This is a genomic window from Pedobacter sp. KACC 23697, assembly GCF_045348445.1.
Taxonomy (GTDB): domain Bacteria; phylum Bacteroidota; class Bacteroidia; order Sphingobacteriales; family Sphingobacteriaceae; genus Pedobacter.
Map to the genome: position 1 here is coordinate 763445 of NZ_CP157485.1, position 24583 is coordinate 788027.

24 protein-coding genes and 1 tRNA gene are annotated in these 24583 nt (G+C 38.6%); 23 read left to right on the top strand and 2 right to left on the bottom strand.

The window, feature by feature from the left end; genetic code table 11:
• The first annotated feature begins 62 nt into the window (after positions 1-62).
• The 23 genes from ABEG20_RS03210 (at position 63) to ABEG20_RS03320 (ending at position 21232) form a co-directional block, all read left to right on the top strand.
• Positions 63-755 (top strand): NUDIX hydrolase, encoded by a 693-nt coding sequence (locus ABEG20_RS03210; RefSeq protein ID WP_406825952.1) that lies wholly within the window; start codon positions 63-65, stop codon positions 753-755.
• A 68-nt stretch (positions 756-823) separates the two neighbouring features.
• Positions 824-1657, top strand: coding sequence for a ribose-phosphate diphosphokinase (gene prs / locus ABEG20_RS03215; protein ID WP_406825953.1), 834 nt, complete (start codon positions 824-826; stop codon positions 1655-1657).
• A 6-nt stretch (positions 1658-1663) separates the two neighbouring features.
• Positions 1664-2149: a nucleoside 2-deoxyribosyltransferase domain-containing protein gene (locus tag ABEG20_RS03220; RefSeq protein ID WP_406825954.1), complete on the top strand. Its 486-nt coding sequence runs from the start codon at positions 1664-1666 to the stop codon at positions 2147-2149.
• A gap of 11 nt (positions 2150-2160) precedes the next feature.
• The gene (locus ABEG20_RS03225; protein ID WP_406825955.1) at positions 2161-3105 is read left to right on the top strand and encodes an ADP-ribosylglycohydrolase family protein; all 945 of its coding nucleotides are present in this window, start codon (positions 2161-2163) and stop codon (positions 3103-3105) included.
• 297 nt (positions 3106-3402) lie between these two features.
• Positions 3403-3915 carry an O-acetyl-ADP-ribose deacetylase gene (locus ABEG20_RS03230; protein WP_406825956.1) on the top strand — a complete coding sequence of 171 codons (513 nt, stop codon included), beginning with the start codon at positions 3403-3405 and terminating at the stop codon, positions 3913-3915.
• A 13-nt stretch (positions 3916-3928) separates the two neighbouring features.
• The gene (locus tag ABEG20_RS03235) at positions 3929-4471 is read left to right on the top strand and encodes an RNA 2'-phosphotransferase (protein ID WP_406825957.1); all 543 of its coding nucleotides are present in this window, start codon (positions 3929-3931) and stop codon (positions 4469-4471) included.
• 1 nt (position 4472) lies between these two features.
• The gene (locus ABEG20_RS03240) at positions 4473-5201 is read left to right on the top strand and encodes a metallophosphoesterase family protein (RefSeq protein ID WP_406825958.1); all 729 of its coding nucleotides are present in this window, start codon (positions 4473-4475) and stop codon (positions 5199-5201) included.
• Between the two features lie 2 nt (positions 5202-5203).
• Positions 5204-5674 (top strand): macro domain-containing protein, encoded by a 471-nt coding sequence (locus ABEG20_RS03245; protein ID WP_406825959.1) that lies wholly within the window; start codon positions 5204-5206, stop codon positions 5672-5674.
• A 12-nt stretch (positions 5675-5686) separates the two neighbouring features.
• A complete protein-coding gene (locus ABEG20_RS03250) occupies positions 5687-7144 on the top strand; it encodes a nicotinate phosphoribosyltransferase (protein ID WP_406825960.1) in 1458 nt (485 codons plus the stop codon).
• Positions 7145-7284: 140 nt separating this feature from the next.
• Positions 7285-7689 (top strand): hypothetical protein, encoded by a 405-nt coding sequence (locus ABEG20_RS03255; RefSeq protein WP_406825961.1) that lies wholly within the window; start codon positions 7285-7287, stop codon positions 7687-7689.
• Between the two features lie 106 nt (positions 7690-7795).
• Positions 7796-9835, top strand: coding sequence for a BatA domain-containing protein (locus ABEG20_RS03260; protein ID WP_406825962.1), 2040 nt, complete (start codon positions 7796-7798; stop codon positions 9833-9835).
• The gene (locus tag ABEG20_RS03265) at positions 9832-11088 is read left to right on the top strand and encodes a dihydroorotase (protein WP_406825963.1); all 1257 of its coding nucleotides are present in this window, start codon (positions 9832-9834) and stop codon (positions 11086-11088) included. The genes ABEG20_RS03260 and ABEG20_RS03265 overlap by 4 nt, the downstream gene beginning before the upstream one ends.
• Positions 11089-11255: 167 nt before the next feature.
• Entirely contained in the window at positions 11256-11924 is a 669-nt protein-coding gene (locus tag ABEG20_RS03270; RefSeq protein ID WP_406825964.1) for a hypothetical protein, read from the top strand.
• 13 nt (positions 11925-11937) lie between these two features.
• Positions 11938-12507, top strand: a complete 570-nt coding sequence (locus tag ABEG20_RS03275; protein WP_406825965.1) for a DUF4199 domain-containing protein — start codon at positions 11938-11940, stop codon at positions 12505-12507.
• 117 nt (positions 12508-12624) lie between these two features.
• The gene (locus ABEG20_RS03280; protein ID WP_406825966.1) at positions 12625-13575 is read left to right on the top strand and encodes a glycosyltransferase family 2 protein; all 951 of its coding nucleotides are present in this window, start codon (positions 12625-12627) and stop codon (positions 13573-13575) included.
• 154 nt (positions 13576-13729) lie between these two features.
• Positions 13730-14698 (top strand): glycosyltransferase, encoded by a 969-nt coding sequence (locus ABEG20_RS03285; protein ID WP_406825967.1) that lies wholly within the window; start codon positions 13730-13732, stop codon positions 14696-14698.
• The gene (locus ABEG20_RS03290; protein ID WP_406825968.1) at positions 14695-15483 is read left to right on the top strand and encodes a hypothetical protein; all 789 of its coding nucleotides are present in this window, start codon (positions 14695-14697) and stop codon (positions 15481-15483) included. Before ABEG20_RS03285 ends, ABEG20_RS03290 begins: the two co-directional genes overlap by 4 nt.
• Before the next feature lie 51 nt (positions 15484-15534).
• Positions 15535-17034, top strand: a complete 1500-nt coding sequence (locus ABEG20_RS03295; protein WP_406825969.1) for a GH3 auxin-responsive promoter family protein — start codon at positions 15535-15537, stop codon at positions 17032-17034.
• A gap of 313 nt (positions 17035-17347) precedes the next feature.
• Positions 17348-18508 (top strand): 1-deoxy-D-xylulose-5-phosphate reductoisomerase, encoded by a 1161-nt coding sequence (locus tag ABEG20_RS03300; protein WP_406825970.1) that lies wholly within the window; start codon positions 17348-17350, stop codon positions 18506-18508.
• A 29-nt stretch (positions 18509-18537) separates the two neighbouring features.
• A complete protein-coding gene (locus ABEG20_RS03305) occupies positions 18538-19926 on the top strand; it encodes a site-2 protease family protein (protein WP_406825971.1) in 1389 nt (462 codons plus the stop codon).
• Between the two features lie 83 nt (positions 19927-20009).
• Complete coding sequence (hscB, locus tag ABEG20_RS03310; protein ID WP_406825972.1) at positions 20010-20540, top strand: Fe-S protein assembly co-chaperone HscB; 531 nt, start codon at positions 20010-20012, stop codon at positions 20538-20540.
• A 230-nt stretch (positions 20541-20770) separates the two neighbouring features.
• Positions 20771-21064: a DUF3817 domain-containing protein gene (locus ABEG20_RS03315; protein WP_205058387.1), complete on the top strand. Its 294-nt coding sequence runs from the start codon at positions 20771-20773 to the stop codon at positions 21062-21064.
• Positions 21065-21152: 88 nt separating this feature from the next.
• Positions 21153-21232, top strand: a tRNA-Leu gene (locus ABEG20_RS03320).
• 380 nt (positions 21233-21612) lie between these two features.
• Here the strand turns inward: ABEG20_RS03320 and ABEG20_RS03325 are convergent.
• A complete protein-coding gene (locus ABEG20_RS03325) occupies positions 21613-23103 on the bottom strand; it encodes a redoxin domain-containing protein (protein WP_406825973.1) in 1491 nt (496 codons plus the stop codon).
• 85 nt (positions 23104-23188) lie between these two features.
• Positions 23189-24580 (bottom strand): RagB/SusD family nutrient uptake outer membrane protein, encoded by a 1392-nt coding sequence (locus ABEG20_RS03330; protein ID WP_406825974.1) that lies wholly within the window; start codon positions 24578-24580, stop codon positions 23189-23191.
• Positions 24581-24583: the final 3 nt, after the last annotated feature.

Here is a 24583-nt window from a genome sequence, read left to right on the forward strand (position 1 = left end):
GTGGCATTCGGTCTTTCTTGTTAAAAGAATTAACTTTGTGTTGTTTTTACACAAATCGGGGAATGATCGATCAAAATATTAAAATTGCCGTTGATGCCATTGTTTTTGGCTACGAAAAAGGAACACTTTATGTACTGGCCGTTCAGCAGCGTTTTGGTAAACTGGCTGATCGTTGGGTGTTGCCCGGTGGTTTTATTTTGGATGATGAACCTTTAATCACCGCAGTAGAACGTGAGCTTAAAGAAGAAGCTGGCATAACCGTGAATTACCTGGAGCAATTGGCAACTTTTGGGGATGACATTGAACGCGATGAACGTTTCAGGGTAATTTCTGTGGCCTATTTTGCCCTGGTAAATCCTAAAAATTTTGTTTTAAAAGCCGACACCGATGCAAAAGATGCCAAATGGTTTCCTGTTGATGAAATTCCACGATTAGGCTACGATCACAATGAAATGGTTAGCCTCGCACATCAGCGTTTAAAAAGCAAACTTACTTACCAGCCGATCGGTTTTGATCTTCTCGGCCAGGAATTTCTCTTTTCTGATCTGGAAAATTTATATTGTTCCATTTTGGAGCGTGATATTGACAGGAGAAATTTTAGAAAAAAGATATTAAGTTTTGGAATTGTTACTGAAACGGATAAAGTTATTAAAATAGGCTCCAGTGGGCGTCCAGGCAAACTTTTTACCTTTGACAAAGCTAAATACAACCAGCTTTTAAAGGAAAATTTTCAGTTTGACATTAGGTTTGCGTAAAATAAACACAAATTATCTTTTGTGTTTTAAAATCGATTTCTATATTTGTGTAAATAATACGCAAATATATGTTGAATCTACATCCAAGTTTTACTCCGCTAGGCGAAAATAACTTAATCGAATACAAATCTTTCTTATTTGCAGGTGGCGAACCACACATTAAAATTTCAGATCATTTTGATGTCGGCCTTCCGGTTACCATTACACACCGGATAAATTCATTTAATGATTTAGGCATGATCTGCATGGCCGTTGATGCTTTGAAAAGAATGGGCGTGAAGGAAATCAATCTTTTTATTCCATATTTTCCGGCAGCAAGGCAAGATCGGGTGATGATTCCGGGCGAGCCCTTATCGGCAAAAGTCTATGCTGATATGATTAATGCAATGGCTTTGGCAAGTGTTACCATTTTCGATCCGCATAGTGAAGTAACCCCGGCATTGCTCAATAACTGTGTGACCATTTCTAATCATGAATTTATAAAACAGGTGATCGCAAAAATAGGAAATGAGGTGAAGCTCATTTCTCCTGATGGTGGGGCTTTGAAGAAAATTTATAAGGTTTCTGAGTTTTTAGGAGGTACTGAAGTAGTAGAGTGCTCCAAAAGCCGTGATGTAAAAACAGGGAAACTTTCAGGATTTAAAGTGTATAGCGATGATCTGGCTGGTGCTGATTGTTTAATTGTAGATGATATCTGCGATGGTGGTGGAACCTTTATCGGTTTGGCCGAAGCATTAAAGGATAAAAATGCAGGAAAATTATATCTGGCGATCAGTCATGGCATATTCAGCAAAGGTTTTGAGGTGTTCGATCAATATTTTGAGCAGATTTTTACTACAGATTCGATCAAAGAAGTTGATCATGCCGGTGTAACGCAGATAAAATTGATGAACATATTATAAAATAATATGAGAACGGTACTTCCTCCAGAGATTATTTTACCAAATGATGTATCGGTATTTTTGGCCGGAACCATCGATATGGGTCATTCGGTTGATTGGCAACAAAAATTTATCGATCAGGCAAATGAAGAAGAAGTGTTAGATGATGTAGTCGTTTTCAATCCACGAAGAAAAGTCTGGGATCATAACCGGACACAGTCGATTAAAAATATGTGGTTCAGCGAGCAGGTAAACTGGGAACTGGATGCGATGGAAAGTGCTGATGTGATTTTGTTATTCCTGGAAGCAAATTCCAAATCACCCATTTCGATGATGGAGTTGGGCTTATTTGCCGATTCAGGAAAGCTGATGGTTTGCTGTGAGGAAGGGTTTTGGAGAAAGGGTAATATTGATATTGTTTGTAAGCGGAAAGGAATCGATCAGTACGATACCTTCGATAAACTTAGTACTGCTGTAGTGGCAAAGCTTAAAGATTTGGTAGAAAGTAAATAAAATCGAAAGAGATGAAAAACAGGATTATCCATAGCGCAATGTTCGGACTGGTAGTTGGAGATGCTTTAGGTGTGCCGGTGGAATTTAAACCTAGGGCATATTTAAAACTAAACCCAGTTATAGGTATGATGGGCTACGGTACGCATCATCAGCCAGCAGGCACATGGAGTGATGATAGCTCGCTTGCGCTTTGCCTTGCTCAAAGTCTGTGCGGTGGTTATAACCTGGACGATATCTCACAAAAATTTCTCCAATGGTTTAATGCTGAAATTTGGACACCTCACGGAGAAGTTTTCGATATCGGAATTGCTACAAGTGAGGCTATCAAGATGATAAAACATGGACCAGATCCCGTTTTATGTGGCGGGGCATCAGAAATGGACAACGGAAATGGATCATTAATGAGGATTTTGCCTTTGTTGTTTTACCTGCGGGATGAAAAGGACCTGAAGGTCATTTTTAAATGCGTAAAAGAAGTTTCATCTATCACTCATGCACATTTCCGTTCAATTTTCGCCTGCTTGATTTACATCGTTTACGGTTTAGAGCTGTTAAAAGGGACTGATAAAAAAGAAGCTTATGTTAATATGCAGTTGAAGCTTAAAGATTTTATCACAGATCAAGATTTTGAACAAAAGGAAATTGATTTATTCAAAAGGGTTTTGGTAGGTGATATTTCAACTGTCAGGGAAAATGATATTTATTCTTCCGGTTATGTGCTGCATAGCCTGGAAGCGAGCTTATGGTGCATTCTCACTACCGGAACTTACGAGGATGCTGTGCTGAAAGCGGTTAACCTAGGTGACGATACAGATACAACAGCCGCAATTACCGGTGGTTTGGCCGGTTTAATCTACGGCTTCGAATCTATTCCTGAAAATTGGGTCAATTCAATTGTAAAGAAAACAGAAATTGATGATCTCTGTGAAGAAATGAATTCCGCATTGATGGATTAAGGGATGAGATATCAAAAAAGATCTTTAAATATCTAGAGTCGTCGGGGCTGTATCATAAATACGGAATTGTCATCCTGAACTTGTCGAAGGACCTTTGTTTAAGTGCTTTAAAGGCGTTTCTACAGGCTCAACTTGACAAATTTAAAGCAAATTATGATTTATGATACAACCCGCTATTTACAGAAAAGATGCTGACCACGTAGTAGCTACAAGGCAATTGAAAATACTAGTGCTACTTGTAAAATAAATTCAGCATGACGTTTGCATTGAAATAATCTATAAATAAAATTCAAAAAAATGATTTTAGAACTAATCAAAGCCGATATAACAACCATTAAAGCAGATGCCATCGTTAATGCGGCGAATAGTTCGTTATTAGGTGGTGGTGGAGTTGATGGTGCCATCCACAGAAAGGGTGGAAAAGCAATTTTAGATGCTTGTGTAGCCATCAGGAATAAACAGGGACAATGCAAAACCGGAAATGCGGTAATTACTACAGCTGGTAATTTACCTGCAAAATATGTGATTCATACCGTTGGGCCGGTTTGGAATGGTGAAAGTGAGAAAAATGAGAACCTGCTTGCGGCATGTTATCACAATAGTTTGATGCTTGCAGTAGAAAATGAGGTAAAGGTTATTGCTTTCCCAAACATCAGCACCGGGATTTATCATTTTCCTAAACACAAAGCAGCGGATATTGCCATTACAACGGTAAATCATTTCGCAGATAAAGAAAAGATAGAAAAAGTAATCTTCGTTTGTTTCGACGACGAGAATTACAACTTATACCTGCAAAAATTAGGTATCTAGTAAAATTAACATTATGGACAGTAAAATAACAAAAGGCATCAGTAAGTTGCTCAGTTATATTTTGAGGCATTCGCCGGAAACCATAAAGCTAAGGCTTGACGAAAATGGTTGGGCAGATGTGAACGAGCTGATTGCCAAATTCGATCTTTATGAGCTAAAATTAGATTTGGAACTGCTAGAATATGTGGTTGAAAATAATGACAAAAAAAGATTTGCATTTAACGCAGATAAAACCAAAATAAGGGCGAGTCAAGGACATTCCATTTCAATAGAACTAAACCTTGATGAGGCAGAACCGCCAGCATACCTGTATCATGGCACAATTGAGAAATTCCTGCCTGATATTAAAGCGCAGGGATTGCAAAAAATGAGCAGACAGCACGTGCATTTAAGTACCGATAAAGAAACTGCTAATAAAGTGGGCGGTAGAAGAGGGAAACCGGTTATCCTCGTCATTAATAGCGAAGCGATGCACAAAGCTGGATTTAAATTTTATTTATCGGCCAACAATGTATGGCTTACAGCTGTTGTGCCTGCTGAGTTTATAACATTTTAATATGAGCAGAACATTGGTAATAGGCGATATTCATGGCGGATTAAAAGGCCTGATCCAGTTATTCGAACGTGCAGACGTTTCTACTGAAGATAAGCTCATCTTTCTTGGAGATTATGTTGATGGCTGGAGTGAATCGGCACAGGTAATTGATTACCTCATGCGCCTGGATGAAAGTCATCAATGCGTCTTTATTAAAGGCAATCATGATGCCTGGTGTATAGATTGGCTCGAAAAAGGTATTGTAAATGACGTTTGGTTTGTACATGGAGGTAAATCAACCATGGAGAGTTATCAAAATTTATCTGATGAGGCAAAGAAAGAACACTTAAATTTCTTTAAACGAATGAAAGATTATGATGTGGACGGGCAGAACAATCTTTTTATACACGCCGGTTTTTCTTCCATGCACGGACCAGAAAAAGAACGTTATTCTTCCAATTATTCATGGGACCGCACGCTTTGGGAAATGGCCCTGACCATGGATAACCGGATTAAAAAAGATGCTGCAATTTATCCGAAACGTTTATTGTTATATCATGAAATCTATATTGGCCATACGCCAACGCTTTATTATAACACAGATTTGCCCATGCAGGGCTGTAATGTCTGGAATATCGATACAGGTGCTGCATTTACCGGGAAATTAAGCTGTTTGGATGTTGAAACTAAACAATTTTGGCAAAGTGATACCTTACAAAGCTTGTATCCAAACGAAAAAGGAAGAAATTAAATATGATAGAAATTGAATATAAAAATGGTGACGCCACTAATCCGACGAATAAAGGAAATAAAATAATCGTTCACATATGTAATGATATTGGCAGATGGGGAAAAGGTTTTGTATTGGCTATTTCTAAGAGATGGAAAGTTCCCGAAAGTAAATACAGAAGCTGGTATCAATCAAAAGACAATTTTAACCTTGGCGAGGTACAATTCGTACAGGTAGAACAAGATATATGGATAGCTAATTTAATTGGGCAGCATAAAATCAATAAAGATGAAAACGGTAATGCTCCGATAAGATATGATGCCATTGAAGAAGGCTTAAAAAAGGTTGCAGATTTTGCAATCGATATTAGTGCCTCCATACACATGCCGAGAATAGGCTGCGGTTTGGCTGGCGGAAAATGGGAAGTAATTGAACCACTTATAATAGAAACGATTTCAAAAAAAGATATTACGACAACAGTTTACGATTTTTAATAGATAGAACCTATGAATCCATTATTATTAACAGACGGTTATAAAGTTGACCACCGCAGACAGTACCCCGAAAATACCACATTGGTTTATTCGAATTGGACACCTAGAAAAAGCAGACTCGAAAATGTAAATCATGTCGTGCTTTTTGGTTTACAATATTTTATCAAAAAATACATCATTGAAGATTTTAACCAGAATTTTTTCAAACAGCCAAAAGAGGAGATTTTAAGGAAATATGCCCGAAGGATCAATAATTACCTGGGCGAAAACCTGGTAGGCACACAACACATTGCCGATTTGCACGATCTGGGTTATATCCCCATGGTTTTTAAATCACTTCCAGAAGGCGCCGAAGTGCCTTTGCGGGTACCCATGTTTACCATGTACAATACCAAACCCGAATTTTTCTGGCTGACCAACTATTTTGAAACTTTACTGTCGGCTGTGGTTTGGTTGCCATGCAATTCTGCCACTATTGCCAAACAATACCGTAGCATTTTAGATCAATATGCAGCAGAAACTTCATCTGTTCCAGAATTTGTAGATTGGCAGGGTCACGATTTTTCCATGCGTGGTATGGGTGGAATAGAAGCTGCGGTAACTTCAGCAGCTGGCCACTTATTGAGTTTTACGGGAACGGATACCATTCCGGCGATCGACTTTTTGGAAGAATATTATCGTGCTGATTCAGATAAAGAACTGGTTGGTGGCTCTGTAGCGGCTACAGAACATTCGGTAATGTGTATGGGAACCAATACCGGAGAACTCGAAACTTTTAAACGTCTCATCCTTGAGGTTTATCCAAAAGGAATAGTTTCGATCGTTTCTGATACCTGGGATTTATGGAAAGTGTTAACAGAATATCTGCCTGTTTTGAAAGATGATATTATTGTACGACCTGGCAAGGTGGTCATCAGGCCTGATTCTGGTGATCCTGTTGATATCATCTGCGGAAATCCGAACGGCAAAAATGAAAAGGAACAAAAAGGAGTGATCGAACTGCTTTGGGATGTTTTTGGCGGAAAAACTAATGATAAGGGTTTTAAAGAACTGGTGCCGCAGATTGGTGCCATTTACGGCGATAGTATTACCACTGAGCGGGCTACGCAAATCTGTGAGCGTTTAAAAGCCAAAGGTTTCGCTTCAACCAATGTCGTTTTCGGTATCGGGTCTTTCACCTACCAGTATAATACACGCGATACCTTCGGTTTTGCAATGAAAGCCACTTACGGCGAAGTGGACGGTGTTGGTCGTGAAATATTTAAGGATCCCATTACCGATGATGGTACCAAAAAATCGGCAAAAGGTTTACTGCAGATTTTTAAAAATGCGGAAGGAGAATATGAATTGAAAGATCAATGCACCTGGGAAGAAGAAGCCAGTGGCGAATTGAAGGAAGTTTTCAGAGATGGAAGCTTATTGATCGATTATTCTCTTGCCGACATTAGAGAAAGACTAAAGAATAGTTAACTTCGCCAAGTTTTTGAGACGGTATCATGATATAAAACTGTCATCCTGAGCCTGTCGAAGGACATACTTAAGCATTTCGACAGGCTCAATGTGACAGATTTAGATTTATTTATGACACACCTCATTTAATGTAAGATACCATGCAAAATAATTCCACATTTAACCATCAAGCCGATATTGTAAATAGTGCCATCAGATTTATAAATGCATGGTTTAAACAATCGAAGGCCATTACCGAAGAACTGAATGATTTTTTTATGCTTCCAGGTAATAAAATTATCCGCAAAGATGTGATCATTGGCCGGTTAAAAGGTATTTTCGGACAATCTGATGAGTATGTTGGCGGACGTTACGATATTATTGATGTCAACTTCGAATTGTTCGATGGTGGCAAAGGCATGGGCTTTGTAGAAGGCGTTGCCGGTTACCGGGATGTGATTCGAAAACAATCTAAAATTATAAGCGGACCTTTTAAATTGTATTTTGCACTAAACAATGGCAGCTGGAAAATTGTGAATATTGAATTTCCGGGGTTTAGTTATTAGGTGTCCGTTCCGCTGTGCTCCAGTCGAGATGACGCAGCTTAACATTGATAATAATTATGAAGGAATATTATCCCCAATTCCATAATTTTTCTATCTTTGGTTTTTAATGAATTTCCTTTATCCGGGCTTTCTTTTTGCACTGTTATCGGTCGCCATCCCGGTTATCATTCATTTATTTAATTTCAGAAAATTTAAAAAGGTTTATTTTTCCAATGTTCAGCTTTTAAAAGAGGTAGAACAACAAAATTCGTCAAAAGAAAAACTTAAAAACCTGCTTATTCTTGCATCGCGGATTTTGGCAATCATCTTTTTGGTGCTGGCATTTGCCCAGCCCTATATTCCGGCCCAAAACCAAAAAACTACTGCTTTAAATAATATTGTAAGCATTTATATCGATAATTCTTACAGTATGGAGGCCGTAAATAAAGATGGCAGTCTGCTTGATGAAGCCAAACGTAGGGCCAAAGAACTGGTTAAAGGTTTCGGGATGAACGACCGTTTTCAACTGTTAACGAACGATTTCGAAGGGAAACATCAGCGTTTATTAAATGAAGAAGCATTTTTAAAGGCACTTGATGAGGTAAAAATCTCGGCGGCAAACCGCAATCTCCAGCAGGTCTTAAACCGGCAGGACAATGTTTTAACCGGGACTGAAAATAAATACAGCTTTTTGATCTCTGATTTTCAAAAAAATAGCTCATCCGTCAAAAAACTCGGAACCAAAGCCGATATTCAATATTCATTTTTGAAATTAAATGCCAATACCTTGCCCAATGTTGCGGTAGATAGCGTTTGGACGCTTTCACCAAACCATCAGCCTGGTGCAAATGAACGTTTGGTGGTACAGCTAAAAAATTATTCAGGAGAGGAAGCAAAAAATATTCCCTTAAAACTCAGCATTAACAACCAGCAAAAAGGATTGGGTTCCGTAAATATTCCTGCAGGTAGAACAGTTAAGGATACGCTGAATTTCTCAGGACTTCATGCCGGTTGGCAGAAAGGGGTGGTGAGCATTAAAGATTTTCCGGTAACTTTTGATGATACCCTTTCATTCAGCTTTAAAGTTGATCATAATTTTCCGGTTTTAAGCATTAACGGGCCTAACGCTGGTCATTACATAAAGGCTTTATTTGCGGCCGACTCCTACTATCAATTAGCTGAAAATGCCGAAAGTAATGTAAATTATAGCAATTTTACCAATTATGGCTTAATTGTATTGAACGGATTGAAAAATCCTTCTACCGGATTGGCGCAACAGCTAAAAACTTATTTGAACGCAGGTGGTACGGTACTAATTTTTCCCGATTTAGACGCCGATATTCAAACTTATAATTCATTTTTAAGCGGATTATCGCTTCCAGCTATTCAGGGTTTAATCACTACCCCGGGCAAGGTTGACCAGATTGACCTGCAAAACCCGATTTTCAAAACTGTTTTTGAAGAAATTCCCAAAAATCTGGATCTACCAACGGTTTCGCGCTATTATTCTTTTGTGGAGAAAAACAGATCCAATAAAGAGGATATCATGTTGTTACCGGGCAGAAAAGCTTTTTTCGCTAAACATGGGGTAGGGAACGGTCAGGTTTATTTGTCGGCCACTGGCTTGGATGCCAATGATGGAAATCTGGCACGTCATCCGGTTTTTGTGCCATTAATTTATCGCTTAGCGCTAAGTGGTGGTAACGAAGTACCGCTATACTACTATGTTGGCAATGATCATACACTGGCCAGTAAAAAAATCTCTGTAGGTAAGAACCAGAGTTTAAAAATTACGGCCGATCATTTCGAAGCCATCCCTGAAATACGACAGGTTAATGGCAAAACATTGATATATATTGCCGATCAGATTAAAAATACTGGTTTTTATAATCTAAAACTTGCCGATTCGTTGCTTGCTATTTATAGTTTTAATAATGGCCGTACCGAATCTGACCTGCACTACTTAAGCAAAACAGAATTAGCGCAATTAGCCGATAAAAATAAACTGAAAATATTCGATACCGATAAAGATGCCGTTAAATTAATTGCCGGTGGCCATAAAATCGGGCAAACTTTATGGAAACTTTGTCTAATTTTGTCGCTGATTTTTATTGCAGCAGAAATTTTGCTCATCCGATTTTTTAACAATACAAAGAAAACAATATGAATCTCCTAGTTAAAAATGTAACCATTGCCGATCCGCAAAGTAAATTTAACAGTCAACAATGCGATGTCAGGGTAGAAAATGGTACAATTAAAAACATAGGTAAATTAACTGCCGATAAAAACGAAGCTATTTTTGATGCCCAGGGCGCTTTCTTAATGCCTGGTTTTTTCGATTTAAACTGCGTAGCCGGCGATCCGGGTTTTGAAACGAAGGAAGATATCCAAACGCTCACCCAAACCGCAAGAGCAGGTGGTTTTACAGGTTTGGCCTTATTACCGCAAACCAGTCCGGTTGTACAGTCGAAATCCCAGGTAGAGTATATTATAAATAAATCCAGAAATAATCTGGTTGATGTTTTTCCGGTTGGGGCCATTAGCCAGAACCGGGAGGCAAAAGAACTGGCTGAACTGTTCGATATGCAGCAGGCAGGTGCTGTAGCCTTCTCTGATGGCGATAAAGCCTTACAGGATGATGGTTTTATGAGCCGCGCTTTGCAGTATGCAAAAGGTTTTAATGCACTCTTAATGGTTTATCCCGAAAATAAATCAATCGCAGGTAAATCGCAGATTAATGAAAGTAAAAATTCAGTACTTCTGGGCATGAAAGGTTTGCCGGCACTGGCCGAAGAAATGCACATTGCCCGCGATATTTTTTTGGCTTCATATAACGAAACCAAAATCCACATCAGCAATATTTCAACTGCAGGGGCGGTGGCTTTGATCCGTAAGGCAAAGAAAGATGGTGTTCAGGTTTCATGCGATGTAACGGCGCATCACCTCGTGTTTACAGAAGAACTTTTAAGCGATTTTGATAGCAATTATAAGGTTAAGCCACCCTTGCGCGGAAAAACAGATGTAAAAGCATTAATCGCTGGTTTAAAAGATGGAACCATTGATGCGATTACTTCTCAGCACCGTCCAGAGGAAATCGAATTTAAAAATGTAGAGTTCGAAATTGCCCACTATGGTATTATTGCTTTGCAAACCGTATTGCCTTTGTTGTTAAAAGCCGGATTGGATATGGCTTTAATTGCTGAGAAATTAGCCCTTAATCCACGGAAATTGTTAAATTTAGCTGTTCCGGTAATTGAAGAAGGGGCAGAGGCTAATTTCACGGTAGTAAATACAGGCGAAAAATGGTTGTATCATTCGGCCAGCAATTATTCTAAATCAGCAAACAGTCCGTTATTGGGTACCGAACTTACTGGTAAAGTGAAGCTGGTGTATAATAATAATCAGTACTGGGAAAATTAAGGTTGAAGGTTAGCAGGTTGAGGGCAGAAGTTTTTAACCATCTTTCAAAAGATATAGTAAAAAAAAATATTAATAAATGAACAGGTTATAAGGACTTAAAGACTAAAGCAGAAATTATAATTTTGTTGTTCAGGTCATACAATCTTATCATCCTAAAAATCTTAATCATGGATAATAGAGTAAAACAAGCGCTTAGCGCTTCCATTAATAAATATGCCGAGGTTTCAGCGGTGAATGTTGAAGGTTTTGAAACAGCATTACTGGCTGCTTTTGAGCTTGATGTTAACTTTTTAGATAAGGCTGCTGCTTTTGATGCGGTTTTCGATTCGCATCCTAAATTTGAAGAATTGAGAGAGGTATTTTTCGATTTACTAATGGTCAATTTCTTCAGTAGCGACGTGCAAAAACTCGAAGATGATTATTTGGAGAGTGATGAATGGGCAAACATTGAAGAGGAAACCATTGATAGGGGAACCGAACTTTTAAATCTCTTACTGTATATTAAAGAGTGCAAGGATGAAGATTTAGATCCTGAATTGGGCGATTTTCTGAAGGAATTTTTGTTGGTGGAAGATGATGAGTTTCAGGATGAGTTTGAAATTTACGAAGAACTGATCAGCAACCAGCAACTGGCCGAAAGTAGTGTAGAAGAGATTTGTAAAACAGCTGCAAAATTAAATATCAGCGAAGAAATGCAGGAATTGTTCGTGCCATTTATGGTTTTCTTCCTGGATGTAGAAGGTAGTAAGGAAACCGAAAAGGAATTAATTCAGTTTAGCCGTAACAAAGCTTTCGATGCCGCATCTTATACATTGATCACAACAATCAATAACTAAAAAACAAAAAAAAATGGACAAGAGTGCTCTTATTACCAAGCTAGCTTTAAAAAATGGGTTAATGCTGGCTGCGGTTTCAGTCATTTTATCTTTAACCCTTCATTTTATCGATCCCGTATTAATTTACACCAGCTTTATGGCGCAAATATTAATATTTGTTTTATTTATCGCCTTATTGGTAGTAGTTGGGATTAACATTCGTAAAGAAATTGGTGGTTTTTGGACCTTTGGAGAAGCTTTCAAAGCTTTTTTAATTGTTTCCTTAATTTTGGCATTAACGGCTACACTTTACAACGTTGTATTAATGAAATTTATTGATCCTGATCTTCCGGCGAAGGCTGCAGATGCTATTGAAACTGCGCAAAGGGCGATGATGGAGAAATTTGGAATGGCCAGCGAACAAATTGATGAAGCGATGGCTAAAGCAGGTAATATGCAGGAGAAACTGGAGCCGACTTTTAAAAATATATTTACAAGTTTTGGTGTTTCACTTGCATTGTATGGTGTGCTATCTTTGATCCTTTCAGCAATCTTAAAGAAAAAGGAACCGGTGAGATTCGATTCGTTTCCCAAAGAAGCTTAAATTCTTTTATAAAATTTTGAACGTGCAGGTTTTATCATTTAATTTGATGAAATTTGCACGTTTTAATTTAAACAAACCTCGCAGGTTTTTAAAACCTGCGAGGTTTATGCTTAAAAAATGGATATATCAGTTGTAGTACCCTTATATAATGAAGATGAATCGCTGCCGGAATTAACGGCCTGGATTAATAAAGTGATGATCGAAAATAATTTCAGTTATGAGATTATTTTGGTTGATGATGGCAGCACCGATAGATCCTGGGTAGTAATTGAAGAATTAAGGCTTCAGAACCCAGCTATAAAAGGCATTAAATTTAGGCGAAATTATGGTAAATCTGCCGCTTTGAATGTAGGTTTCGAAGCTACGCAGGGCGATGTGGTGATTACCATGGATGCCGATCTGCAGGATAGCCCGGATGAAATTCCGGAGTTATACCGCCGTATTAAAGAAGAAAAATTAGATCTGATTTCAGGCTGGAAAAAGAAACGTTACGATCCGATTACGAAAACCATCCCTACCAAACTCTTTAACGCGGCTACCCGCAAAATGAGCGGTATCGAACTGAACGATTTTAACTGCGGCCTAAAAGCCTACCGGAGCGATGTAATCAAAACCATCGAAGTATATGGCGAAATGCACCGTTACATTCCGGTAATTGCCAAATGGGCCGGATTTAGTAAAATAGCCGAGCAAGTGGTTGAGCACCGGGCACGTAAATATGGCACCACAAAATTTGGTTTCAGCAGGTTTATAAACGGCTTTCTAGATTTACTTTCTATTTTCTTTGTCGGCAAATTTGGTAAACGCCCAATGCACTTTTTTGGCTCGTTGGGCGTTTTAAGTTTTCTTATTGGTACTTTTATGGCACTATGGATGATCGGTGAAAAACTCTATCACCTTGCTGCACATATTCCTTACAAGAGAGAAATTACTGACCAACCGTTATTTTATATTGCATTGGTGGCTATTATAGTAGGCTCGCAAATGTTCTTAACAGGTTTTGTGGCCGAATTGGTAACCCGCAATGCACCAGAAAGAAACCAGTATTTGATAGAAAAGAGGGTGTAAGGCAAAAGGTTTATGGCATAAGGTTTATACGCCTAAACCTCATTCCCTAGCATAACTATTAACGTTTTGAACGTATAAGGTTAAAGTTAAGGCGTAATGTAATTGTACGCCAAAGCCCTAAACCTTAAACCTTCTACCTTTAACCTTAAAAAAAATGTTTTTCTCCATCATCATCCCCCTCTACAATCGTCCGCAAGAAATAGACGAATTATTAAACACCCTGACTAAACAGACTTATTTACAGTTTGAGGTTTTGGTCATTGAAGATGGCTCTAAAAATGATGCGAAGGCTATTGTGGCTTCTTATGCAGATCAACTGGATATTAAATATTACTTCAAAGAAAATGCGGGACAGGGTTTTGCCCGTAATTTTGGTTTTGAAAGGGCTAAGGGAGATTATTTTGTTATTTTTGATTCAGATATTCTGGTTCCGGCCAATTACTTAGAGATTGTTAAAAATTATCTGTACGAGCATCATTTAGATACTTATGGTGGTCCGGATGCAGCCCATGATAGTTTTACGCCTGTACAAAAAGCAATCAGTTATGCCATGACTTCGCCTTTCACCACCGGTGGTATCCGTGGAAACAAAAAGCACGTAGGGCAGTTCCATCCCCGCAGCTTTAACATGGGTGTTTCACGCCAGGCCTGGGAAAAGGTAGGTGGCTTTATTTTGACCCGTTTAGGCGAAGATATCGAATATAGTATCCGCATCCATGAAAACGGTTTTAAAATTGGACTAATTCCCGATGCAAAGGTTTACCATAAACGCCGCACCAGCTTTAGCCAGTTTTATAAACAACTGCATTTTTTCGGCAGGGCGAGGATCAATATTTATAAACATTTTCCAAAAGAATTAAAGCCTGTTCATTTTTTTCCTGCCTTGTTTACCTTGGGTTTTGGTTTCACTATTTTATGTAACTTTATCTATCCTCCATTGGCATATGTTTGTAACTTCTTCTTATTGATTTACTTTATGTTGATATTTTTTCATTCATGGTCTGTAAATAAATCGTTAAAAGTTGCATTTTTGAGCATGATATCTTCATTTATCCAATTAACTGCTTATGGTTTAGGATTTATACAGGATTTATTTAAACGTGTGGTATTCAAACAACAATGATCAATTATTTAAAAGAAAGTACTTTTGCCGTTAACGATGTGATGCAAAAAGCATGGGGCATTACCAGAAAACACTATTTTTCGATTGCTACCTTATGTTTTTTAATGTTTATCACCGCAAGTGCTTCGAGCCTAATGGCCTTTTTTATTAAAGATGTGAGCAAAGCGTTAAGCGTAATCATGGTGATTATTTTTGTTTTGCTCTATTTTACCATTAATCTTTCGCTGTTTAAGTATATTTTCCATTTAATGGACGATGAAGAAAACGATGTGAAGATTGTAGATACGCTTCCAACCAGGCAACAGATTATCAGGTTCCTGGTTGCTACCCTTTATTTTGTGGGCTGTATTCTGGGTGTTTATCTGGTTGTCATTCTGGTCGCTTTTCCATTTATTTATACGGGTATTAATTTATCGATCGTTAAAAATGTAGCCATCTCGGTAGGGATTATTGCCATTTTCATCACCTGGTTAAGGATTTCATTTTTTCCGTTTTTTATTATCGATAAAGGTGCAACACCGTTTGATTCGATTAAATTGAGTTTGGCCACTACCAAGGGAAATTTCACCAAGATATTACTGTTATTGGTTGTTTTAGGTGGCGGATATTTAATTTATTTATTGCTAAACTACCTGCAATGGCCTCTAATTGCCTTTATTGTTAATATTTTAAGTTCTTTTATTATCGTTCCACTATCGAGTGTGGCATTAACCGTTGCATACCGCAAAATTTCAGGCGAGTATAAAGGCGATGAGCATCCTGATATTTTACATAATATTGTTTAGGGAGGATTTTCTCCATTCAATCATTTAATCATTCCAAATTCAATCATTAAAATGGGATTAAAAGCAGCGTTAAGTAAACCTTTTGCGGCATTTGCAGTCTGGCAGATCAACAAATGGAAATATAATGCCGTTAATGCTCAAAATAAAATATTAAAGCGGCTGGTTAAAGCAGCTGAAAATACGGCATTTGGAAAAGATCATCATTTTGTTGACATCAAAACCTATGCTGATTTTAAAAAACATGTTCCAGTTCAGGATTATGAAGGGTTAAAGCCTTATGTAGACCGTGTTGTGGCCGGAGAGGCTGATGTGCTATGGAAAGGTAAACCACTTTATTTTGCTAAAACATCAGGTACTACATCAGGTGTTAAATATATTCCGCTTTCTAAAGAATCGATGCCAGAGCATATTAAAGCTGCCCGGAATGCCATTTTAACCTATATCAATGAAACGGGAAAGGCTGATTTTGTAAATGGTAAGATGATTTTTTTACAAGGAAGTCCGGTGTTGAGTGTGAAGAATGGAATCAATGTGGGGCGTTTATCAGGTATTGTAGCGCATCATGTACCCGCATATCTGCAAAAGAACCGGTTGCCTTCTTATCAAACCAATATTATAGAAGATTGGGAGCAAAAAGTAGAGGCTATCGTGGAGGAAACCATCAATGAAAATATGACTTTGATTTCTGGTATTCCACCCTGGGTACAGATGTATTTCGATAAACTTTCAGAAAAATCAGGCGGAAAGAAAATTGCTGAAATATTCAGGAATTTCAGTCTCTTTATCTACGGTGGTGTAAATTTTGAGCCTTACCGGGCAAAAATTGAGCAGAGTATTGGCAGAAAGGTTGACGCCATTGAAACCTATCCTGCTTCAGAAGGGTTTATTGCCTATCAGGATTCGCAAAAAGATAAAGGCTTGCTATTACTGGCTGATGCAGGTATTTTTTACGAATTTGTACCAGCAGACGAATATTATAATGATCATCCAACACGGTTATCACTTGGCGAGGTAGAACTGGATACCAACTATGCACTGATTTTAAATACCAATGCAGGCTTATGGGGCTACAGTATTGGTGATACTGTTAAGTTTGTTTCGAAAAATCCTTATAAAATTGTGGTAACAGGGCGGATTAAACATTTTATTTCCGCTTTTGGCGAACATGTAATAGGTGAGGAGGTGGAGCAGGCCATTTTAAGTGTGGCGAATGAAGAGCAGGTAGAAATTACAGAATTTACGGTGGCACCGCAGGTTAATCCGGAAGCAGGTCAATTGCCTTATCACGAATGGTTTGTAGAGTTTTCATCTGCACCGAAAGATCTGGCTGCTTTCAGTAAAAAGGTGGATAAGGCCTTGCAAAAGAAAAATATTTATTACTTTGACCTGATTGAAGGAAATATCTTGCAACCGTTGGTTATACGTACTTTGCAAAAAGATGCCTTTGTAAATTATATGAAAAGTGAAGGGAAATTAGGCGGGCAGAATAAAGTGCCAAGATTGAGTAATGACCGGAAATTGGCAGATGGGTTGGAGAAATATATTGGTTAATTTATCTTCCACGGTTCGTTATATATTTTTAACGACGAGTCTTCATTTCGAGCGAAGTGTAACGCAGTCGAGAAATCTGTCTAGATAGATCTCTCCATTCCGCTGCGCTACAGTCGAGATGACGATTGCTCAACAGATGCTTTTCAGAATGACAAAAATGGTCGTGTGATGGCATGAATAAATAAAGCTTAATTGATTTGAGCAAACTGTATTAAAGAATAGTTAGCGCTTCAGTTCATGCTTTAATGAAACTAAATGCGAGAATGGTTCGTGAGGACACGTACCAGGGCGGTTATAACAATGTAAAAACGATTTGAAAAGAATAACCATATTAGGTTCTACAGGAAGTATAGGTACACAAGCACTAGAAGTGGTCAGGGATCATCCTGGGATTTTTAAAGTAGCGGTGTTATCGGCGTTAAGGAATTCAAAATTGCTTATCGAACAGGCAAAGGAATTTAAACCGGAAATTGTTGTCATCTGTGATGAAAGCAAGTATAACGAAGTGAAAGAGGCTTTGTTTGGACTTGATATCAAAGTTTTGGCTGGAGAACCCGCTTTATCAGAAGTTGCAGCCTTTAAGGACAGCGATGTGGTGCTTACCGCATTAATGGGCTCGGTAGGATTGAAACCAACCATTGCAGCCATAAAAGCAGGAAAAAATATTGCGTTGGCCAACAAAGAAACCTTGGTGGTTGCAGGCGAGCTGATTACGCAGCTGGCCACCGAACACCAGGTTAAAATTTTACCTGTTGATTCAGAACATTCGGCCATATTCCAATGTCTGGTTGGCGAAGCGCATAATGAAATTGAGAAAATTTATTTAACAGCATCCGGCGGACCATTTTTAGGCAAAACAAAAGATTTCCTATCAATCGTAAAAAAAGAGCAGGCTTTAAAACATCCCAACTGGGTAATGGGCGCCAAAATTACCATTGATTCGGCATCGTTAATGAATAAAGGTTTGGAGGTAATCGAGGCAAAATGGTTGTTTAATCTGGAGGTAGATCAGATTGATGTGATTGTTCACCCTCAATCGATCATTCATTCCATCGTTCAGTTTACCGATGGTTCTATGAAAGCACAGATGGGCGTTCCTGATATGAAACTGCCTATCCAGTATGCATTAAATTATCCCGACAGGCTAAAAAACAATTTTAAGCGTTTTAACTTCTTAGATTATCCGGCTTTCAGCTTTGAAAAGGCAGATCAGAGCACATTCAGGAATCTAGAGCTGGCATTCACCTCCTTAAGAAAGGGTGGGAATATGCCATGTATTTTAAATGCGGCGAACGAAATTGTGGTAGCGGCATTTTTGGAAGATAAAATTGGTTTCCTGCAAATGAGCGAGGTGATTGAACAGTGTATGGAAGAAATCGGTTTTATTGAAAAACCACAATTGAACGATTTTTTAGAAACTGACAAACATAGCCGTATCTTAGCCGGCAGATTAGTAACAAAAAGTAAAGTTTAACATCTAACATAAAAATTTTATAAGCGAATATGAACGGATTGATTATGGCGGGGCAACTGCTGCTCGGATTGTCTTTATTGGTAATATTACACGAATTAGGACATTTCCTGGCAGCCAGAGCATTTGGTATTAAAGTAGAAAAGTTTTATTTATTTTTTGATGCATGGGGTTTTAAACTGTTCAGTTTCAAAAAAGGCGATGTTGAATATGGGGTGGGATGGTTGCCACTTGGTGGTTATGTTAAAATTGCCGGGATGATTGATGAAAGCATGGATACGGAGCAAATGGCACAACCTGCACAACCTTGGGAATTCCGTTCTAAACCAGCCTGGCAACGTTTAATCGTTATGCTTGGGGGGATTATCGTAAACGTAATTGTAGGTATTTTCATCTTCTGGATGTTAACCTTCAACATCGGGCAAAATTATACTGTTAACAGTAAACTGAATGATGGTATTTCTGTAGGCACAATAGGTAAGGAAATTGGTTTGAAAAACGGAGATAAGATTTTAGCCATTAATGGCAATAAGTTGATCCGTTTTGAAGATGCCATATCAAGCAAAGTATTGTTCGATGGGGCGCAATTAACTATTTTAAGAGATAATAAAACCCTTTATATTTCAGTACCGGATACTATTCTTAACAAAATATCAAAAAACGACAAAGAGAATTTTATCGCTCCACGATACATCATGGAGCGTGTGGGAAAGGTAAGTGCACCCGATGAAAAAGCTGATAAACCATCATTTTTTGATAATCTGTTTGGTAGAAAGTTTGAGAAACCGGTATACCCGGCTTATTCAGCTGGGATTAAACCAGGTGATAGTATTTTATCGGTTAATGGAAAACAGATCACCTTTTTCGATCAGTTTAAGGAAGAGGTTTCTGCAAATAAGCTGAAACCCATTACCGTTAAAGCACTGCGTAAAGGAAAAGAGATTACATTTGATCTTAAAGTGAGTAAAGAGGGTACGATTGGAATTGTTCCCAACCTGAAAATGCCTGAAACTGCACATGTGGATTTTGGCTTTATAGAATCGCTTCCTGTAGGCGCTAATATGGCCTGGAGTACTTTTGTAGATAATGCCAAAGGTATCGGAAAAATGATTACCGGTAAATTGAGTGCCCGTAACATCAGCAGTCCGATTGGTATTGCAAAGGTGTATGGCAGCACTTTCGACTGGGTTAAATTCTGGACGCTGACAGGATTGATCTCCATGGCTTTGGCGTTTATGAATTTATTGCCTATCCCGGGCTTAGATGGCGGCCATGTGGTATTTCTTTTAATCGAGATGATACAACGCAAACCTGTAAGCGAAAAGGTACTGGAAAGAGCGCAGATTGTAGGTTTTGTTATCCTGATCTGTTTAATGGTGTTTGCTTTTGGTAATGATATTTTAAAATCTTTCGGTAAGTAAAACCAAATTGATATTATTGCCGCAGATGTGCAGATCGACTAATCAGATTTGTACATTTGCGGCTTTTTAATTTAATACACATCATGAGCGAAGCGACCCAACAGACAAATTATTTCGAGTTTTACGATCTTCCGATACAGTTCAATCCCGATCAAAATGTGGTGAAAGCAAAGTTTTATGCGTTAAGCAAACAGTTTCACCCCGATTTTTATGCCAACGAAAGCGAAGAGAAGCAACAAGAGGTGCTCGATCTGTCAACTTTGAACAATAAGGCCTACCAAACCCTGAGCAATGCTAAAAAACGCTTAAAATACGTGCTCGAATTAAAGGGGATTGTGGAGACAGATGAAGGATACCAGTTATCACAAAACTTTTTGTTGGAAATGATGGATATCAATGAAGCTTTGATGGACTTAGAATTTGAGCCGGATGTAGAAAAGCTAGCGCAGGTAAAACGAGATGTTGAAGTGATAGAGAAGGAATTAGCCAATGAATTAAGTGATCTGCTGAAACAGTTCGACAGTAATCCAAAAGAATCTGATGCTTTATTACCTTTTATAAAGGATAATTTTTACCGACAGAAATATATTGATAGGATTAGGGAACGGCTTTAGATGGAAAATGTGAGATGGAAAATGTGAGATGGAATGAGTCCGAACTCGGAGGTCTGAAGCCTTAAGATAATGAGGTAAAGGAGTATGCTCTCAATTTTGCATCTTCTGCACTTAGCCCTAAACCTTACACCCTCTACCTTCAACCTCTGTAAGACACTCTATTGTAAAATCATTTTTTAGTTTTTGATACACAGTTGCTTTGTTTTACTTTCGGGCAAACAATCAGATCAATGAATAGTTCCCTATCTATTTTTCGCAAAGTAGCAGTAGCAGAAGGCATATCCTACCTGCTTTTATTATTTGTAGCCATGCCGATCAAATATCTTCTTCATTATAAAGAGGTCGTTAAATATACCGGTTGGCTGCACGGTATTTTATTTATAGCCTACATTGCCTGCCTGATTATGGCCTGGCAAGAGCAAAAATGGAAATTCGGTAAAGCTGTTTTGATCTTTTTAGCATCACTCTTACCATTTATGCCCTTTGTGGTTGATCGCAAATTAAAAGACGAAAGACCAAAATAATTGCTGTTCAGTAAGTTAAAATTAAATGAAAATAATTTTGTGAATTAAGGTTTCATTATCTACATTTGCAACCCCGTCCAATACGAATGCCCAGCTGGCGGAATTGGTAGACGCGCTGGTCTCAAACACCTGTGGGAAACCGTGCCGGTTCGACTCCGGCGCTGGGTACAAAGAAGCCTCCGAGAAATCGGAGGCTTTTGTTTTTAAATCTGATTTCTGGTTTTATTTGCAAAAAAAAAGATCTATGCCAAAATTTGGGCAATTTTTCATACAATTGAGCTCATTTGTGCCAGAAAACTTTATAAATTTTACCAATCTAAACTAGAATCTAAAAGTTTTAACATTTGCATTTAATGATTAGGAAGATATTGTCGACCCGTTATCAAGATAGTTAAGAATAATCGGATGGAGAGCCTGATTTGACCTGGCAATGTAGCGCTTCTATCCATAAGCTTTGCAAAAACTTATTTTTCTGCTGATAAAAATGCCCCCAATAAAGTGTCTACTTTTTGGGGGCATTGTAATTAAGAGGTTACTTTCTTGATTTACTATGATTTGGCTTTCGCCATATCGATCATCATGCTCAGTTCATCAACAGCGGCCTCGTTGCTACCATCAAAGCCGGTTAATTTAAACCTGATGTTTCCAGCCGCATCAATTACAAATTTAGCTGGGATCCCATTAACCTTGTAGCTGCTTACCACTTTATTAACCTTTGTTTGTGCATCTTTAATATCCATCAACACTTCGAATGAATATTTCATACCTTTTATGTAATCAGCCGCATCTTTAACCGGATCAGCTACTTTTTCCCAGGTATGGATAAAAAGGAATTTCACGTTTTCATCGTCTTTATATTTATTCACTGCCATTTGCATAGCCGGAAATGAAGCCTTACATGGACCGCACCAGGTTGCCCAAAAGTCGAGAATTACAATTTTGCCTTTATAGTCGGCCAACGACACCTGTCTCCCGTTTAAATCAGTCAATGAGAAAGGTGCAGCCGGTTCGTTAACCATAGCTTTGGTGAGTTGTTTGTTCAGGTTCTCCAGATAAGCTTTTCTAATGGCAGCAGCATACGCATCAAAGCCCCCCTCATTGCCTTTTAATTTTACGTACAGCTTTTTAAAATCCGCAGCTATTTCCGGGGTCGCTTTACCGGCCTTAACCACTTCTTCGAGCTTATCGTAAGCTTCCTGGTTTCTGTTCAGGCCCATTAAAATTTTTGCATAACGATAGTTTAATCGAGGATTTAAGCTTGTAGATTTTTTATAGGCGAGTTCTGAATATTTTAGGGCCTCTGTATACTTTTTTCTGTCAAATAAAATATTAGCATAAGTAGTGGTTAAACCCGCGTAACCTGATGCTGAAAACTTGGCCCAGTTCTCATTTCCTTTTTTACCATCGGTATAGGAAAAGGCATTATCCATTGCTTTTTTTGCGAAAATCTCGGCATTGGCTAAATCACCGTTTTTATAAAACGCATCGGTCAAACCTGAATAGGCATTGCCTTTCCAAAAATCAACTTCGAGCATATTGGCATATTCGTTAGCTTTTGCTACGTTCTTTTCGGCTGCAAATTTTCCCGCAACCACTGCCCTGATATAATCATATGGTAAACGGTCATCAACCTTCGTGTTATCATACATCGTTGGCGGAAACTTTTTAACCCAGGCTTTGTAAGCGGTTTCAGCTTCTGCAGCGGTTTTAAGCAGGTAAATATTTTTCGAAGCTTCATTCCTGGCCTGTGTACCCAAGGGGAAACGGGTGGTGATCTCTCCGTAAATGGCTTCGGATTTTTTTGCATCCCCAATGCGGTAATAATAATTGGCAGCGGTTAATACTTCTTTTTCGGTTTTAGCAGCAGATAAATCAGCTAATCTGGACCTTAATACGTTTTTATCGGTCGAATCTTTAGAGTTTACCAATTTATTCAGGTATTGAACAAGCGTATCTGCTGGTTTGGTATTTTGTGCCTGTGATGCACTAATAGCAACTACCGATAATAGTAATGAGCAGGCTGTTTTAAATAATTTCATATGGCTTCTTTTTTTTGTAAATCAGAGTTTTTGTTTCTTTACCCATAAGTTGTCATCTTTGGCTTTTAAAGGTTGTTTAATTCTTTTAGTTATAACCAGGATTTTGGGTTAGTTTGTTATTTAGCAAAATCTGGTCTGCACCAATCGGCAACAACTGTGCAGTTGTTTTCCAGGTTGGTTTTAGTGCGCCTAAAACTGCGTCGGCAGTTCCGGTACGTTTTAAATCAAACCAGCGGTTGGCATATTCTCCAAACAGTTCTAATTTCCGTTCTTTGGCGATAGCCGTTAACAATGCACTTTGTGTGGCCGCAGTGGTATTGCCCAAGCCCGCTCGGGTGCGGATGACGTTGATATCACTTTGTGACCCACTAATATTCGATTGCTGTGCCCTTGCCTCTGCCCTGATCAGGTATTGTTCGCCTAAGCGCAAAAACACCGTGTACTCATTACCCAAAGTAGCCGCAGTAGCAGTTTGTACCTTGTACTTATTAATCCGGTAGTATTTAACTGCATTAAAAGTGGTCGAATCAACCCACGAAGTTTTACGGTTGTCGTTTAGTTCAAAATCTTTGGTAAAATTGTTATACAACACATAAGCGGGTGGAGCCACGTTAGCTGCCGAACTCGTTGTACGATACGTGCTAAAAGCCGATGCACCAAATAGGGTAGATAACTGTAAAATGGTTTCGCTGCTGGTATTGATAAAGGCATTTGATAAGGTAGCCATGTTGTAAGTACCCGAGCCAATTACTTTGGTTGCTTCGGCCTCAGCATTAACATAATCTTTATTGTACAGGTAAACCTTGGCCAGCAATGCGGTTGCTGCCCATTTGTTTACCCGAACTTTTAATGCGGCACTACTGCCCACATAAGTGGTAGGCAACAGGTTTTGTGCATCTTTTAAATCGTTAAGCACCTGCGCGTAAACTTCGGCAACGGTAGCCCTTGGTTTAAATGCATTATCCAATTCGTTTACTTCAGAGGTAATGGGTACACCTCCATAAAAGTTTACCAGGTTAAAGTACATTAAAGCCCTGAAAAATTTCGCTTCACCGCTTAACTGGTTTTTTACCGGTGTGGTCATTCCAGTCGAGCGACTAATACCATCCAGAATCAGGTTGCAATAGCGGATGGTTTGATAAGGATAGCTCCAGATATAACTGGTAGGATTGGTATTGGTTGGTGCCACCACATTTTGAGAGAACTGAATTAAATCAGCATTCGAGGTGGTATTTTGCAATTCATCCGCCATTAAACCGCCAAACCAGGTACTATACCTTAAGTGATCTACTGTTGAATAATAAGAATAAAGTGATAATGTGGCGCTGGTAGCAGAATTATCGCTGTTAAAAGCATCTTCTTTAGCGATAAGGTTGCTAGCCAAATCGACTTCGACAAATTTTTTGCATGATGACATTGCGATTAAAACCAGGCCCAATGCCATTATTTTTTTGAAAAATATATAGTTAATTTTCATGAT